Raw genomic sequence first — 13,664 nt, 5'->3', positions numbered from 1 at the left:
CACGTCATCACGTTTGTAGGCGGCCTCGGGTGGAGGTGCGGGGACAGAAAGGAAGCACCCGCCCCGTCGTCTCGACCAGGTCGAGGGGGATGGTTCGATGGCCGCCGGTCAGCGGCGCAGGTAGCGGGCGCGGCGGCCGGCGTCGGCGAACCCGAGCCGGCGGTACAGCCCGGCCGCCGGGTTGTCGTCGTTGACGCAGAGCCACGCGGCGTCCGCGCCCGCCTCGGCGAGCCCGCGCAGCACGCGCGCCACCAGGTACGCGCCGATCCGCCGGCCACGCCAGCCGGGCACCACGCCGACCTGGTCGATCCAGTCGCCGAGCACGGTGACGAATCCGGCCGCGTCGCCGTCCGGGCCGCGCGCGATCAGTGACAGCTCCGGCCGGTGGTCCTCGTCGTCGCGCAGCTCGCCCAGCCACTCGTCCGCCGCCGGCTCGACGAACCCGGGCCGGTCGGCGAAGGACGCGCGGTAGGTGCCGAACAGCTCCGGCCCGAGCGTGGCCGGCGCCACCGTCACGCCGTCCGGCGCGGCCACGTCGGGCGGCGCGTCCAGATCGTGTCGCAGCACCCATTCCAGGAACGTCCGGGTGTAGCCGCGCGCGGTGAACAGCGCCTCCGCGCCGGCGGTCCACGTCTCGGTGGTGAGCAGCAGGTCCGCGCCGGCCGCCTGTTCCTCGGCCCGGTCCAGCAGCCGGGAGCCGATGCCCCGCCCGCGCCATGCCGGATGCACCAGCCCGGTGGCGGTGACCGGCGTGCGGTCCGCGCCGACGCTCACGGCCGCGATGAGGTCGCGGCCGTGCCAGGCGCCGAGGGTACGCGGCTGCAGCAGTCGCGCCCGCAGCAGCGGCGCGGTGGTGAGCAGCGGCAGCCCGCCGTCGGCGGCGAGGGCTGCCTCGGCCAGCCCGGTCAGCGCCGGCAGGTCAGCCTCGCCCACCCCCCGCCAGATCAACCCGTCCACTGTTCTCCTCGGTGTTGGAGGGGCCCCTTCTCTACCGGAGGCGTTAAGCGGGGGCCCCTCCTTGCACCCCGAGCGCGGCGAGCAGCGTGCGGAGCTGGCGTTCGCGGCGGAGGCGGCCGGCGTAGAGGCCGACCTGCCAGGCGGCGGGACTGCCCACCCGGTCACGCCAGTGCTCGGCCAGCTTGCCGGTGTCCTCGTCGGCGAGCAGCGCCGCCGCCGCCTCGGGCGGCAGGTCGAGGACGAGGATCGGGCTGCCGGGGCGGTCGCGTTCCACCCGCACCCCGGTGAGCGCGCCGGCCGGCAGCCGCAGGTCCCACCAGGACGGATCGGTCGGGTCGGCGGCGGCGACCTCGTCGGCCCACACGCCGCGCAACCGGCCCCGGACCTCCCCGTCGACGATCGAGAGCATCGGGTGTCCGGCGCCGCACGCGTACCAGGTGGCGGCCCCGAAGGTCAGGACCGGATACGGCAGCGCGATGGCCGCGGCCACGACGAACGCGAGGACGTACGGCAGGGTCGAGCCGCGCGAGCCCAGCGGCGCGGCGACGACGAGCAGCACGAACGCGACGGCGGCGAGGACGAGGAGCGCCACCAGGGTGGCCGGACGCATCCGGTAGCCGGCGCTGAGCGGGCGCAGCGTGCCGAGCACCCGCAGCAGGGGGCGACGCAGGCGCAGTTCCGCGACCGCGGGGCTCATGACCGGCCGAGGTTGCCGCGGAGCTGTTCGAACTTGTCCCGCTGCGCGTCGACGAGCCGCTGGTACTGGGCCATCTGCTCGCGGGCCTGACGGACGGCGTCGCTGCCGTAGACGTCGGCGCTGCCGGTCATCTGCGCCACCACCTCGGCCAGCTTGGCGGCGGCCGAGTCGGCGGCCCGGCCGGTGGCGGCCAGGATCGCCTCACGCAGCTCGTACGTCTGCATCCGTCGGGTCTCCGCGGCCAGCTCGATGTCGACGAGGCGGCCGCTGGCGGCGCACGTCGCCCGCACCAGCCCCGCGTCGTCGCTGCCCTCGCCGGTGAGGTCCGAGATGGTGGCGGCGAACTGGTTGGCCTGCTCGGCCATGCCCTCGATGCGGCGCCGGGCGTCCGGGTCGATCACGACGTCTCCTCTCCCACGGCTCAGGCGAAGTTCTCGCCGACGCGGAACTCGGTCAGGTCCGGCGTGCCGGCCGCGCCGTCGTCCGGCAGCGTCATCAGCTTGAGGAAATCCTTGGCGAGGCCGTTGATCAGCGCCAGCGCCAGCCCGCCCAGCGCGCTCACCGCCGCCACCATGGTGGTGACCGAGCCGGCCACGACCGCCCCCGTCGCCTCGATGATCGGTTCGAGGACGACGGCGGCGCCGGGCACCAACTCGGCGGCGCGCATGGCGATCAGCCAGGTCAGGAACGGCACGGTCATCGCGCCCAGGGCGATCCACAGGCCGCCGAGGGCGATCTCCAGGGAGTGCAGCGCCTCGCCGAGAACCCGGATGTACGCGCCGAGTTCGTCCAGGTGCGCCTTGAGCTTGGTGGCCATGATGACGAAGCTGTCCTTGCCCTCGCCCTTCCAGGTGCCGGTGGCGGCCGAGCAGATCTTGTCGAAGTTGGCGTTCAACGCCTTCTGGAGCTGGTCGCCGTGGCGCATCAGGTCGGCGCCGGCCTGCGCGATGCCGACCGGGTTTGCCACGAAGAGCGCGGCGCCGGCCAGGCCGATGATGAAGGTGGGGCAGAGCGCGGCGCAGGCCGCCATGCCGCCCAGGATCCCGCCGATCTCGGCCAGCGTGATCGAGGCGCCGATGGTGGCGGCGGCGCCGAGCGTGGTCGGGTCGGTGACGAGTTGCGCCACGCCCGTCCGGCCGTACGCGTCGCCGAAGCCGCCGGTCGGCGCGGGCGTGCCACCGAACCCGCCGACGTGCAGGTCTTCCGCGCGCTCGTACTGGTCGGCGACGGTGCCGAGTTTCGCGCCGATCTGCCGGCACACGTCGGCCGCGCCCCGCACGTCGTTGACCAGGAACTCGACGCGCTGGATGTAGAGCGCCTCGACCGGCGACAGGGCGACGCCGAACCCGGGCGGATCGATGACGCTGTCCCGGGCGATCTCCTGCGCCTGCTGCGCGTAGTCCTCGGCGACGGTGCTGCCCAGCGTCCGCCCATGGATACGGACGTCGTCCGGGTCCACGGTGAAATCGGCCATGCTGCCCTCCCGGTGCGTTCCTCGGGCATCGTAGGCGAATCACCACGCGACGGGGTGCCCGCGACGGGCGCGTGGAACGGCGGAGCGGGACCCCGCTCAGAGGATGCGGGTCACCTGGTCGGCGGCGCGGTGGGCGTCCAGCCGGGCGCGGTCGAGGTTGGCGTGCACGACGATCGAGGCGCCGGCGGCGAGTGGGGCCAGCAGCCACTTCAGGGGCTGTTCGTGCTCGGCCGGATCGACCAGCAGCCGGTCGCCGGCGCGCAGGTCGAGCTGCGTGGCGACCGCCGCGGCCAGCCGCCGCCAGGCGCCGAAGCTGGTGCCGTCCGGTGTCGCCGGACCGGCCGGGTCCACGGCGGTGTAGTCCGGCGGGTCGGCGGGGTGCCGCAGCACCTCGGCCGACCAGTCCAGCCAGCCCGGCGGCACCTCGTCGAGCGGGCCCGACCCGGCGCCGACCAGGTAGCGGTGGGTCCCGTCCGGCACGTCCTCCAGCCAGTCGTCGAGGCGTTCCGGGGTCACGAACACCGCGTCGTACGGCCGGTCCGCCCCCGGCTCCAGCACCGGCAGCCCGGCCAGCGCCCGGGGCCGGAAGGAGACCGTCAACCCGACCGACCAGGCTCCGAGCAGCACCGCCGCGGTGCGCCAGTGCGGCGGCAACAGGACCGCCACCCGGTCGCCGGGGCGCAGTCCGCAACCGTCGCGGAGCAGCCCGGCGCTGCGGGCCGCCCACGCCCCGAGCTGTGCCGCGCTCAGGTCGGTGCGCTCGCCGGTCGCGTCGTCGCGGTAGCTGAACAGCGGCTGGTCGGTCGTCACGGCGGTGGGTGCGGGTGCGGCCATCCGGTGTGCTCCTGTCTGGCGGTCAGCTCACCCTAGCCGGGCGAAACGGTCCACCAGGAGGGCAAGTCGGCGTTCGTGTCCGGCCCTTCGCAGCCGCTCGTTGCGCATCAGCGTGATCAGGCCGTGCAGCCCGCTCCAGAACGTCTCGGTGAACGTCTCGAGGTCGTTGTCACCGGCGAACGGGCGCAGCGCCTCGGCCAGTTGGGCGAAGCCCCGGGCCAGGTCGACCGGGACGTCCTGGCTGGCGAAGGGCAGCTCGACGGCGAGGGTGAACATCGCGTCGTAGAGGGCGGGCCGACGCTCGGCGAACGAGACGTACGCCGTGGCGACATCGGCAACCGCGCGGCGCGGGTCGGTCGCGGCGGTCCGGACGGCGGTGAGGTCGTCGGCCAGGTCACCGAAGCCTTCCACGGCGACCGCCGCCATGATGGCGTCCTTGCCCTTGAAGTGGCTGTAGAGAACGGGCTGGCTGTATTCGATCTCGGCGGCGAGGCGGCGGGTGGTGACCGCGTCCCAGCCCTCCGACTCGGCCAGCTCGCGGGCCGTGGCGACGATGGCCCGCTCTCGTTCCGCCCGCTCCCGCTCCCGGCGCGCCTGAATCGACATGAGCCTGATCCTAGCACCGCTAGCCAGACTGCCGACGCTCTGATAGCGTCGCCTTTACATCTAGCAGCGCTAGCTTTTGGAGTCGACCATGCTCAGCCCCCTCGCCTACGGGCTCGCCATCGTCCTCAGCCTCTTCATCGCCTTCATCGGCGTCCGCTTCCTCGTGGCGCCGCGAGCCTCCGCCGCCGGCTACGGCGTCCCGGCGGCGCCGAGCGGAGGAGATCCCGCCTACCTGACGATCAAGGGCGTCCGCGACCTCACCTACGGCCTGGTCGGCCTCGCCCTGATCGCCTTCACCAGCGCCCACGCGGTCGCCTGGTTCATGCTGGTCGTCGCGCTGGCCCCGCTGGGCGACACCGTCATCGTGCTCCGGCACGGCGGGACCCGGGCCACCGCGTTCGGCATCCACTTCGCCACCGCCGTGGTCGTGCTCCTCGACGCCGCCCTGCTGTTCGCCCTCTAGAGGCCCCGCCGTCCGGGCCCGCGACCGTCGACTTTGGTCGCGGGCTCCGGCGGCCGACGGCCGTATCGACGGGCCGGACGGCTACGGCACGGTTCGGGCATGACGACCGAACCCCTGCGTCGCCGGCTCGTACCGGCGGTCGCGTTGCTGCTGCTCGCGCCCTGGACCGCGGAGTGCGTCTGGGGCGGCTTCACCCTCACCGGCATGCCGTTCGTGGTGCTCGCGCTCGCCCCGATGTACGGCGGGGCCGCGCTGCTGATCCGGGAGACCGCCCGTCGCCTCGGGCTGGGCTGGCCGGGGATCGTCCTGTTCGCCGCCGCCTTCGGCGTGGTCCAGGCCGGCCTGGTCGACCAGTCGCTGTTCAACCCGGACTACCTCGACGACACCCAGTTCGCCGACACCCGCGCCACCGCCGAGGCGACGCTGGTGCCCGGCCTCGGGTTCAGCGCCCGGCAGGCGGTCGACTACGTGGGCAACCACGTGGCGTTGACCATCTGCGCGGCGATCGCGCTGGTCGAGTCGTACCTCGGCGCGGGCCGCCGGTCGCGGCCCTGGCTGGGCCGTCCGGGGCTGGCCGGGACCGCGTTGCTCTGGCTCGGCGGCAGCCTGCTGGTCTTCGCCGACCCGGGCGGGCGCAAGGGCTTCCTGGCCTCGCCGGTCCAGCTCGGGTTCGCCGCCGGAGTGGCGCTGGCCCTGATCGCCGTCGCCCTGCTGCGTGCCCGGCGACCCACCGACCGGACTGCCGCCGGGCCGCACCCCGAACGGACCCGCGCGGCCGGCCCGCGCGTCGACCCGCCGCGGCCGGCCGGTACCGGGTCGGGGCCGGCGGTGGCCGGTAAGGTGCCTGCCGCGCCGTGGCCGGCCTGGCCGGGGGCGGTGGTGCTGGTCGCCTACCTGGGCGCCGCGATCGTGCCGGGTTGGGCCGGCGTCGGGTTGGCGCTCGTGCTCGCCGCGGGCACGGCCGTCCTGCTCACGCGCTGGTCCCGGCGGGTCGGCTGGGGGCAGCCGCACGTGCTCGCGGCCGGCTCGGCCAGCGTGCTCGCCGCGGCCGTCTCCGCGTACGACGTGCCGACGTACTCCCCGTCGAGCCCGGCGGCGGACCTGGCGGGTGACGTGGCGATCAGCGTGATCGTGGCGCTCCTCGTCGGCGGCGCGTGGTGGCGGGTCAGCGGGCGGGCAGCTCGGGACCGCCGTCGAGCAGCGGGGCCAGCAGGTCACCCTGCTTCGCCACCCGCCTGAGCACCTCGGTCGCGGTGTAGGGGCGGGTCGACGGCCGCTTGCCGGCCGCGCCCGCCTCCACCTCGTCCCAGGTCAGCGGCGTGGACACGGCCGGCGCCGGCTGGGCTCGCAGCGAGTAGGGCGCCACCGTCGTCTTCGCCGCGTTGTTCTGGCTCCAGTCGATGAAGACCTTGCCGGGGCGCAGGTTCTTCGCCATCTTCGACACGATCAGCTTCGGGTGCGCCTGTTCCAGCTCCCGCGCGATCCGCCGGGCGTAGCCGGAGACGAGCTCCGCGTCCTGCGTGCCGGCGATCGGGCAGCAGAGCTGCATGCCCTTCTTGCCGGACGTCTTGGGGTACGCCGCCACGCCGTCACCGGCCAGCCGGTCGCGCATCAGCAGCGCCACCTGGCAGCACTGCCTCAGCGACGCCGGCGCGCCCGGGTCCAGGTCGACCACCATCAGGTCGGGGTGCGCGCCGATCTTCCACTGCGGCGTGTGCAGCTCCAGCGCGGCCAGGTTGGCCAGCCAGACCAGCGTGGGCAGTTCGTCGCAGACCACGTAGTCGATCGTCTCCCGCCCCTTGCTCGACCCGGGGGCGGGCAGCTTCTCGGTGCGTACCCAACCGGGGGTCGCGGCGGGTGCGTTCTTCTCGAAGAACGAGCCGCCGTCGACGCCGTTGGGAAAGCGGATCCGGGTGAGCGCGCGGTCGGTCAGGTGCGGAAGCAGCACCGGGGCGATCCGGGTGTAGTAGTCGATCACCTCGCCCTTGGTGAAGCCGGCCTGCGGGAAGAGCACCTTGTCCAGGTTGGACAGCTCCAGCGCGCGCCCCTCGACCTCGACCTTGAGCCGGTCAGCCGGCATCGGAGACCTCCTCGGGCGGCTTGTCCGGGCGCAGGCGCAGGATCCGCGGGAAGCGCAGCCGGCCGTCCGGCGTGCGCTGGCCGTACTTGACCTCCACCACGACCCGGGGTGATACCCAGATCGCGCCCCGGGCATCCTCGCGCGGCACGCCGTCGGCGAACGGCGACGTGGCCGCGCGCAGCGGCTCCAGCTCGCGCAGCAGCTCCCGCTCGATCGCCGCGCCGATGCCACCGCCGACCCGCCCCCGGTAGACGAGCCGGCCGTCCGGCCCGGGCACGCCGACCAGCAGCCCGCCGACGCGGCGCGCGCCGGGCCGCCAACCGCCGACCACGAAGTCGCCGGTGACCTCCAACTTGACCTTCACCCAGTCCGGCGAGCGCACCCCGGGCCGGTAGAGCGAGTCGGCCCGCTTGGCCATCACCCCCTCCAACCCGTGCTCGCCGGCCGCCGCGTAGGTGGCCGGGCCGTCGGTGAAGACCGGGGGCACCGCCCACCGGGCGGCGCCGAGCCCGAGCGACTCCAGCGCCGCCCGCCGCGCCCGCCAGGGCCGGGCGGTCAGGTCCACGCCGTCGAGCCGCAACAGGTCGAAGATCATGTACGTGACGGGCACGGTCGCCGCGAGCCGTGCCGCCTTGGCCGGGTTGCGCACGTGCATCCGCTCGGCCAGCGCGGTGAACGAGGGCTGCCCGTCGGTGAAGAGCACCACCTCGCCGTCGAGCAGCGCGTCGTCGACCTGCTCGGCCAGGTTCAGCAGCTCCGGGTAGGCGGTGGTGATCTCGACCCCGGACCGGGCGTAGAAGTGCCGGTCGCCGTGGGAGATGTCGGCGAGCGCGCGGACCCCGTCCCACTTGAACTCGTACGCCCACGCGGCACCGGCCGGGAGCTGCCCGGTCATCGCGAGCATCGGCTTCAGCGGCGCGCCGGGCACCTCCTGACTGTAGTTGCACGCCGAAGGGCGTGCGCCCCGTTCGATCATTTGCGATTCTGGTGTTCAGCCGGGGAGAGGAGCGCGGGGATGCGGGCCATCTGGAAGGGAGCGGTGTCGTTCGGCCTGGTGTCGATCGGGGTGAAGGTCTACTCGGCCACCGAGGAGAAGGACATCCGGTTCCATCAGGTGCACCGCGAGGACGGCGGCCGGATCCGCTACAAGCGCACCTGCTCGGTCTGCGGCGAGGAGGTCACCTACGACGACATCGCCAAGGGCTACGACCTCGGCGGCGGCGAGATGGTCATCCTGACCGACGAGGACTTCGCCGAACTGCCGCTGAGCACCTCGCACGCGATCGACGTGCTGGAGTTCGTGCCGGCCGAGCAGGTCGACCCGATCCTCTACAACAAGGCCTACTTCCTGGAGCCGGAGGGCACCGCCACCAAGCCGTACGTGCTGCTGCGCGACGCGCTGACCGACTCGGAGCGGGTGGCGATCGTCAAGGTGGCGCTGCGCCAGCGGGAGCAGTTGGCCACCCTGCGGGTCCGCGAGGGGGTGCTGCTGCTCAACACCATGCTCTGGCCGGACGAGATCCGCCGGCCCGACTTCGGCTTCCTCGACGAGGACCTGAAGGTCCGCCCGCCGGAGCTGGCCATGGCCAGCTCGCTGATCGACTCGATGGCCGGCGAGTTCGAGCCGGACGCCTTCACCGACGACTACCGGGCCGCGTTGCAGGAGGTCATCGACGCGAAGGTCGAGGGCCGCGAGGTGGTGCAGCCGGAGGAGGAAGAGGCCGCGCCGGCCGCCGCGGTCGACCTGATGGCCGCGCTGAAGGCGTCGGTCGAGCGGGCCCGGGCGGCCCGGGGCGAGGCGCCGTCCGGCGGCGGGGCGGAGCCGACGCCGATCTCGTCGGCCCGCTCGGCGAAGAAGACCGCCGCAAAGAAGACCGAGCCGGCGAAGAAGACCCCCGCCAGGAAGACCGCCGCGAAGAAGACCGAGCCGGCGAAGAAGACGGCCGCCAAGAAGACCGCGGCGAAGAAGACCCCCGCCAAGAAGAAGACCGCCTGAGGTGTAAGGAAGGGCCCCCGCTTAACGTCTCCGGCATAGGAGGGGCCCCCTCTCATCACCCGTGGCCGAGCTTCTCGGTCGGCGTGACGCGACCGATGACGCGCTCCTCGCCCGGGCGGCGCCGGACCGGGTCTTCTTCGATCCGGATCGCCGTGGTCGAGAAGTACCTCGATCGGTTGTCGGCCGCCGCCGGTACGCTGCGCCGGCCGTCGGCCAGCGAGAGGACGTTCCCATGCCGTACACCCCAGATTTCGCGCGGCTGCTCACCCCGGGCGCGCGGTTCGCGGACGGGACAGCCGAGCACGTGATCGAGGTGCACCCGACCGGTGAGGTGGTGCTGCCGAGCGGACATCTGGTGGGGTGCGACCCGCTGGTCTGCCCGGAGAGCGACCCGTACACCGTCTCGGTCGCGCCCGGCCGGTACCCGGCGCGTGCCTGGGTGTCGTCCGTGCGCTACGACGGCGGCGGGACCGACCGGCGGGTGGCGGCGCTGGAGATCGTCGTCCGGGACGAGCCGGTCACGCGGTGGGAGATGGCCGTCGTGGACGGCCAGGACGTCGGCGAGCTGGGATCGAACGACTTCTTCGGGTACGGCGTGGACGCGGGCACCGGCACGCTCGCCGACCGGGACGCTCTCGCCGTCGTCGAGGGTTGGGACGAGGACCGGATCGAGGAGGTCTTCCTCGCCGAGGACGGCGACTCCGGCCGCGGTCCGGTTCCCGGCCTGGTCGACGTGGTCGTGGACGAGGTGACCGGCGCGAACGTGGTGACGGTCTGGTCGGGTTGGGGGGACGGCTGCTACGGCACCTGGGTGGGCCGCGGCGCGGACGGCCGGATCGCGAGGTTCGTCACCGATTTCATGGTTGTGCCCGTCGAGGGCTGAGCCGGTCCCGCCGAGGGCTGAGTTGTTGCAAGGGGGCCCGCCTATACCGAATGCGTTAAGAAGGGCCCCCGCCTTTCATCACTGCGGGGGTGTGGGCGGGTACCGTTTGCGCGCATCCACCCACCTGCAGGGAGTCGACGTGAGCGAGCGTGTGGAGAACCGGTCGGAGGACCAGGCCGCCCCGGCCACCAAGGCAGGGCGCCGGTTGGCCGCCCAGCTGGCCGAGAAGAAGGCCGCCGAGGCGCGACGGCGCCGGCAGTCGATGCTGGGCGCGGCGGCCGGTGTGCTCGCCGTGGTGGCCCTGGTCGGCGGCCTCGTCTGGCTGAACGGCGGGGACGACGACAAGCCGGCCTCCACCGCGGCCCCGGCCAGCCCCAGCGCTCCGGTCGAGCCGAGCGCACCGCCCGCCCCGGAGCTGCCCGCCAACATCGACCCGGCGCTGAAGACCAAGCCGACCGTGAAGGCCGGCACGGGCGAGCTGAAGAAGCTCACCGTCACCACCCTGGTCAAGGGCACCGGGCCGGCGGTGAAGGCCGGGCAGACCATCACCACGAACTACGTGGGCGTCTTCTACAAGGACGGCAAGCAGTTCGACGCGTCCTGGGACAACGGCCAGCCGGCCACCTTCCCGATCGGTGTGGGCCGGGTCATCAAGGGCTGGGACCAGGGCCTGGTCGGCGTGCCGGTGGGCAGCCGGGTTCAGCTGGACCTGCCGGCCGCGCTGGCGTACGGCGACAAGGCCGAGGGTGGCGGCCCGGCCGGCCCGCTGCGCTTCGTCGTCGACGTGCTGGCTGCGCAGTAGATCACTCCAGGCTTCCGTCCGGTCACCCACCGGCAGTAGGTTCATGGTCACCGCGGGCGGCCCGACCGCTCGCGGTGACCTGCATACCGACGCGGAGGTGCACGTGGCGGCGCTGGACGACCCCGGGGTGGCCCGGCAGATGTGGACGCTCTTCGAGCCGGTCCACGCGGTGACCTACTTCCACCCGCGTGCCCGGGCCGCGTTCGAGGCGGTCGGGCTGCGCGGCTACTGGCGTGGCTACTTCGCCGGCCGGGCCGCGCCGCTCGGGCCGGTCGACGCGCCGACGGTGACCGCGGCGTTCTTCAGCTTCGCGCCGCCGATGGTGGCCCGGGCGTTGCCGTCGGTGTGGCGGCTGACCTCCCCGGAGGAGGCGCTGCGCGCCCGGCTCACCGGGGGCGTGCAGGCGCTCGCCGAGTTCACCTACGAGCTGCCCGAGTCGCACCTCGTCGAGGCCGCCGGCCTGCTGGAGGAGGCGGCCGGGCGGGTGGACACGGCCGGCCGGGTGCTCGGCGCCGTCAACGCCGCCCTGCCCCGCGGCGAATACCCGCTGGCCCGCCTCTGGCAGGCCGCCGCCACGCTGCGCGAGCACCGGGGCGACGGGCACGTCGCGGCGCTCGTCGGCACCGGCCTGGACCCGGTCGAGGTGGTGGCGTGGCGGTGCCGGGTGGACCAGTTCCGCGAGTTCCACCAGCCGGCCCGGGGCTGGACCGACGAGGAGTGGTCCGCCGCCGAGGAGCGGCTGGTGGACAAGGGCTGGCTGACCGAGGACCGCAGCCCGACCGAGCACTCCACCGCCGCGTTCCGGGCCGTCGAGGAGGCCACCGACCGAGCCGCGTCGGGCCCGTGGCGAGCGCTTGGCGCGGAGCGGACCGCGCGGCTGCGGGAACTGCTCGAACCGATCGCGAACCGATGCCGCACCATCATCCCGCCGAAGGCCCCGATCGGCCTGCCGGCCCAGCGTTCCGCCGAGGCGACGCTGCCCAGCTGAGCCGGGTCGACTGAGGCAGGATGGCGGCATGGTGGACGCGGTGCTCTTCGACCTGGACGGCGTGATCGTGGACTCGGAACCGGTCTGGGAGGAGGTCCGGCGGGCGTACGTGGCCGCGCACGGGGGCACCTGGCAGCCCGACACGCAGCGCCGGCTGATGGGCATGAGCACCGGCGAGTGGGCCGACTACCTGAGCGGGGAGCTGGGCGTCGGCAGGTCGGCGCAGCAGGTCGCCACCGAGGTGGTGGCCGAGATGATCAGGCGCTACGCGGAGCGCGTACCGCTGATCGACGGGGCCGACGCGGTGGTGCGCGGCGTGGCCGCGCGGTGGCCGCTGGGGCTGGCCAGTTCGTCGCCGACCCGGCTGATCGCGGCGGCGCTGGACGCGACGGGCCTGGCCGGCGCGTTCGGGGCGACGCTGTCGACCGAGGAGACCGCCCGGGGCAAGCCGGCGCCGGACGTGTGGCTGGCGGTGGCGGCGCGGCTGGGCGTCGACCCGGCCCGGTGCGTGGCGGTGGAGGACTCGTCGAACGGCGTCCGCTCGGCGGCGGCCGCCGGGTGCCGGGTGGTGGCGGTGCCGCACGGGTCGTACCCGTTGGATCCGGACGCCGAGGCGCTCGCGGCGGTGCTGCTCCCCTCGATCGACGCGCTCACCCCCCAGCTGGTCGAAACGTTGGGGTGTTGAGCGGGGCCCCTTCCTCTACCGGAAGCGTTAAGCGGGGGCCCCGCCTTACGGTGGGGGTAACGACGGCGGAGGGACGGCGATGAGGGCGATCGTGTACGAGCGCACCGGAGACGCCTCGGTGCTCCAGCTGGTGGAGCGGCAGGTGCCGGAGCCCGGCCCCGGCGAGGTGCTGGTGCGGATGGCCGTCTCGGGGGTGAACCCGACCGACTGGAAGGCCCGCGAGGCGTGGCCGCTGCCGGCCGGCTGGCAGATTCCGCACCAGGACGGCGCCGGGGTGGTCGAGGCGGTCGGCGAGGGCGTCGACCGGATCCTGATCGGCGAGCGGGTCTGGTTGTGGGAGGCGGCCTGGCAGCGTCCCTGGGGCACCGCCGCCGAATACACCGTGGTCCCGGTCCGGCACGCGGTGTCGCTCGGCTCGGCCTCGTTCGACCTGGGCGCGGCGCTGGGCATCCCGTTCATGACCGCGCACCGCTGTCTCACCGCCGGCGAGTTCATGCCGGACAAGCTGCACGCCGGCGCGTTGAGCGACCACGTGGTGCTGGTGCAGGGCGGCGCGGGCGCGGTGGGCAACGCGGCGATCCAGCTCGCCCGCTGGGCCGACGCCTGCGTGATAACCACGGTGAGCACGCCGGAGAAGGCACAGCTCGCCGCCGCGGCCGGGGCCGATTTCGTGATCAACTATCGCGAGCAGGACGTGGTGGAGGAGGTCCGCAAGGTCGCGCCCGACGGGGTGCACACGATCGTCGAGGTCTCCGCCGCCCGCAACGCCGCCGCCGACGTGCGGATCCTGCGTACGGGGGGCGCGGTCTGCGTCTACGCCGACGACGGCGGCGACGAGGTGACGCTGCCGATCCGGCCGCTGATGGGCCCGAACGCGCGCTGGCAGTTCGTGCTGGTCTACACCGCGCCGAAGGTGGCCAAGGCGCAGGCGGTCACGGACATCGCGGCGGCGGTGGCTCAGGGCGCGATCCGGGTCGGAGAGGAGGCCGGCCTGCCGCTGCACCGCCATGCGTTGGCCGAGACCGCGGCGGCGCAGCAGGCGGTGCGGGACGGCGCGGTGGGCAAGGTGCTCGTCACCACCGCCGACGAGTAGGAACGGGAATCGGATTTTCCCGACACCGGGACAGAGGCGAACAAGTTTCGCAACAATGACGGTGCGGGTCACCCCGTAACGGACGGGCGGCCCCGGCGCGGTGCGA

The 13,664-nt window shown here is 73.8% G+C and carries 16 protein-coding genes; 8 read left to right on the top strand and 8 right to left on the bottom strand.

The window, feature by feature from the left end; all coding sequences use genetic code 11:
• Positions 1 to 108: 108 nt before the first annotated feature.
• The 6 genes from ACGFI2_RS07165 to ACGFI2_RS07140 all read right to left on the bottom strand — a co-directional run bounded on the left by ACGFI2_RS07165 (position 109) and on the right by ACGFI2_RS07140 (position 4,568).
• Entirely contained in the window at positions 109 to 957 is an 849-nt protein-coding gene (locus tag ACGFI2_RS07165) for a GNAT family N-acetyltransferase (protein ID WP_393512020.1), read from the bottom strand.
• 43 nt (positions 958 to 1,000) lie between these two features.
• Positions 1,001 to 1,654, bottom strand: a complete 654-nt coding sequence (locus ACGFI2_RS07160) for a hypothetical protein (RefSeq protein WP_393512017.1) — start codon at positions 1,652 to 1,654, stop codon at positions 1,001 to 1,003.
• On the bottom strand, positions 1,651 to 2,055 hold the full coding sequence (locus tag ACGFI2_RS07155) for a YbaB/EbfC family nucleoid-associated protein (protein WP_393512014.1): 405 nt from the start codon (positions 2,053 to 2,055) through the stop codon (positions 1,651 to 1,653). Before ACGFI2_RS07155 ends, ACGFI2_RS07160 begins: the two co-directional genes overlap by 4 nt.
• Before the next feature lie 20 nt (positions 2,056 to 2,075).
• The gene (locus ACGFI2_RS07150) at positions 2,076 to 3,128 is read right to left on the bottom strand and encodes a hypothetical protein (protein ID WP_393512011.1); all 1,053 of its coding nucleotides are present in this window, start codon (positions 3,126 to 3,128) and stop codon (positions 2,076 to 2,078) included.
• Between the two features lie 96 nt (positions 3,129 to 3,224).
• Entirely contained in the window at positions 3,225 to 3,962 is a 738-nt protein-coding gene (locus tag ACGFI2_RS07145; protein WP_393512008.1) for a TIGR03089 family protein, read from the bottom strand.
• 27 nt (positions 3,963 to 3,989) lie between these two features.
• Positions 3,990 to 4,568 (bottom strand): TetR/AcrR family transcriptional regulator, encoded by a 579-nt coding sequence (locus tag ACGFI2_RS07140; protein ID WP_393512005.1) that lies wholly within the window; start codon positions 4,566 to 4,568, stop codon positions 3,990 to 3,992.
• An 88-nt stretch (positions 4,569 to 4,656) separates the two neighbouring features.
• Here ACGFI2_RS07140 and ACGFI2_RS07135 point away from each other — a divergent pair, with 88 nt between their 5' ends.
• Positions 4,657 to 5,031, top strand: coding sequence for a DUF4267 domain-containing protein (locus tag ACGFI2_RS07135; RefSeq protein WP_393512002.1), 375 nt, complete (start codon positions 4,657 to 4,659; stop codon positions 5,029 to 5,031).
• Between the two features lie 99 nt (positions 5,032 to 5,130).
• Positions 5,131 to 6,270 carry a hypothetical protein gene (locus tag ACGFI2_RS07130; protein ID WP_393511999.1) on the top strand — a complete coding sequence of 380 codons (1,140 nt, stop codon included), beginning with the start codon at positions 5,131 to 5,133 and terminating at the stop codon, positions 6,268 to 6,270.
• Here ACGFI2_RS07130 and ligD (ACGFI2_RS07125) read toward each other — a convergent pair.
• Together ligD (ACGFI2_RS07125) and ligD (ACGFI2_RS07120) are read right to left on the bottom strand one after the other, a co-directional pair.
• Positions 6,197 to 7,111: a non-homologous end-joining DNA ligase gene (gene ligD / locus ACGFI2_RS07125; protein WP_393511996.1), complete on the bottom strand. Its 915-nt coding sequence runs from the start codon at positions 7,109 to 7,111 to the stop codon at positions 6,197 to 6,199. The two genes, ACGFI2_RS07130 and ligD (ACGFI2_RS07125), sit on opposite strands and share 74 nt — an antisense overlap.
• On the bottom strand, positions 7,101 to 8,039 hold the full coding sequence (ligD, locus tag ACGFI2_RS07120) for a non-homologous end-joining DNA ligase (protein WP_393511993.1): 939 nt from the start codon (positions 8,037 to 8,039) through the stop codon (positions 7,101 to 7,103). Before ligD (ACGFI2_RS07120) ends, ligD (ACGFI2_RS07125) begins: the two co-directional genes overlap by 11 nt.
• A gap of 87 nt (positions 8,040 to 8,126) precedes the next feature.
• Here ligD (ACGFI2_RS07120) and ACGFI2_RS07115 point away from each other — a divergent pair, with 87 nt between their 5' ends.
• From ACGFI2_RS07115 to ACGFI2_RS07090, 6 genes are all read left to right on the top strand, one after another.
• Positions 8,127 to 9,107: a Ku protein gene (locus ACGFI2_RS07115; protein WP_393511990.1), complete on the top strand. Its 981-nt coding sequence runs from the start codon at positions 8,127 to 8,129 to the stop codon at positions 9,105 to 9,107.
• 232 nt (positions 9,108 to 9,339) lie between these two features.
• Positions 9,340 to 9,990 carry a DUF4241 domain-containing protein gene (locus ACGFI2_RS07110; RefSeq protein ID WP_393511987.1) on the top strand — a complete coding sequence of 217 codons (651 nt, stop codon included), beginning with the start codon at positions 9,340 to 9,342 and terminating at the stop codon, positions 9,988 to 9,990.
• 106 nt (positions 9,991 to 10,096) lie between these two features.
• Positions 10,097 to 10,792, top strand: a complete 696-nt coding sequence (locus tag ACGFI2_RS07105; RefSeq protein ID WP_393513127.1) for an FKBP-type peptidyl-prolyl cis-trans isomerase — start codon at positions 10,097 to 10,099, stop codon at positions 10,790 to 10,792.
• Positions 10,793 to 10,931: 139 nt separating this feature from the next.
• Positions 10,932 to 11,780: a hypothetical protein gene (locus ACGFI2_RS07100; RefSeq protein ID WP_393513124.1), complete on the top strand. Its 849-nt coding sequence runs from the start codon at positions 10,932 to 10,934 to the stop codon at positions 11,778 to 11,780.
• Positions 11,781 to 11,808: 28 nt separating this feature from the next.
• Positions 11,809 to 12,465 carry an HAD family hydrolase gene (locus ACGFI2_RS07095; protein WP_393511984.1) on the top strand — a complete coding sequence of 219 codons (657 nt, stop codon included), beginning with the start codon at positions 11,809 to 11,811 and terminating at the stop codon, positions 12,463 to 12,465.
• Between the two features lie 79 nt (positions 12,466 to 12,544).
• A complete protein-coding gene (locus ACGFI2_RS07090; RefSeq protein WP_393511981.1) occupies positions 12,545 to 13,558 on the top strand; it encodes an NADPH:quinone reductase in 1,014 nt (337 codons plus the stop codon).
• Positions 13,559 to 13,664 lie beyond the last annotated feature (106 nt).

Origin of the sequence: Micromonospora sp. NPDC049282 (assembly GCF_043197045.1) — a bacterium.
GTDB lineage: Bacteria > Actinomycetota > Actinomycetes > Mycobacteriales > Micromonosporaceae > Micromonospora.
The sequence above is the reverse complement of the archived record's forward strand: the minus strand, read 5'-3'. Positions and strand labels throughout refer to the sequence as shown.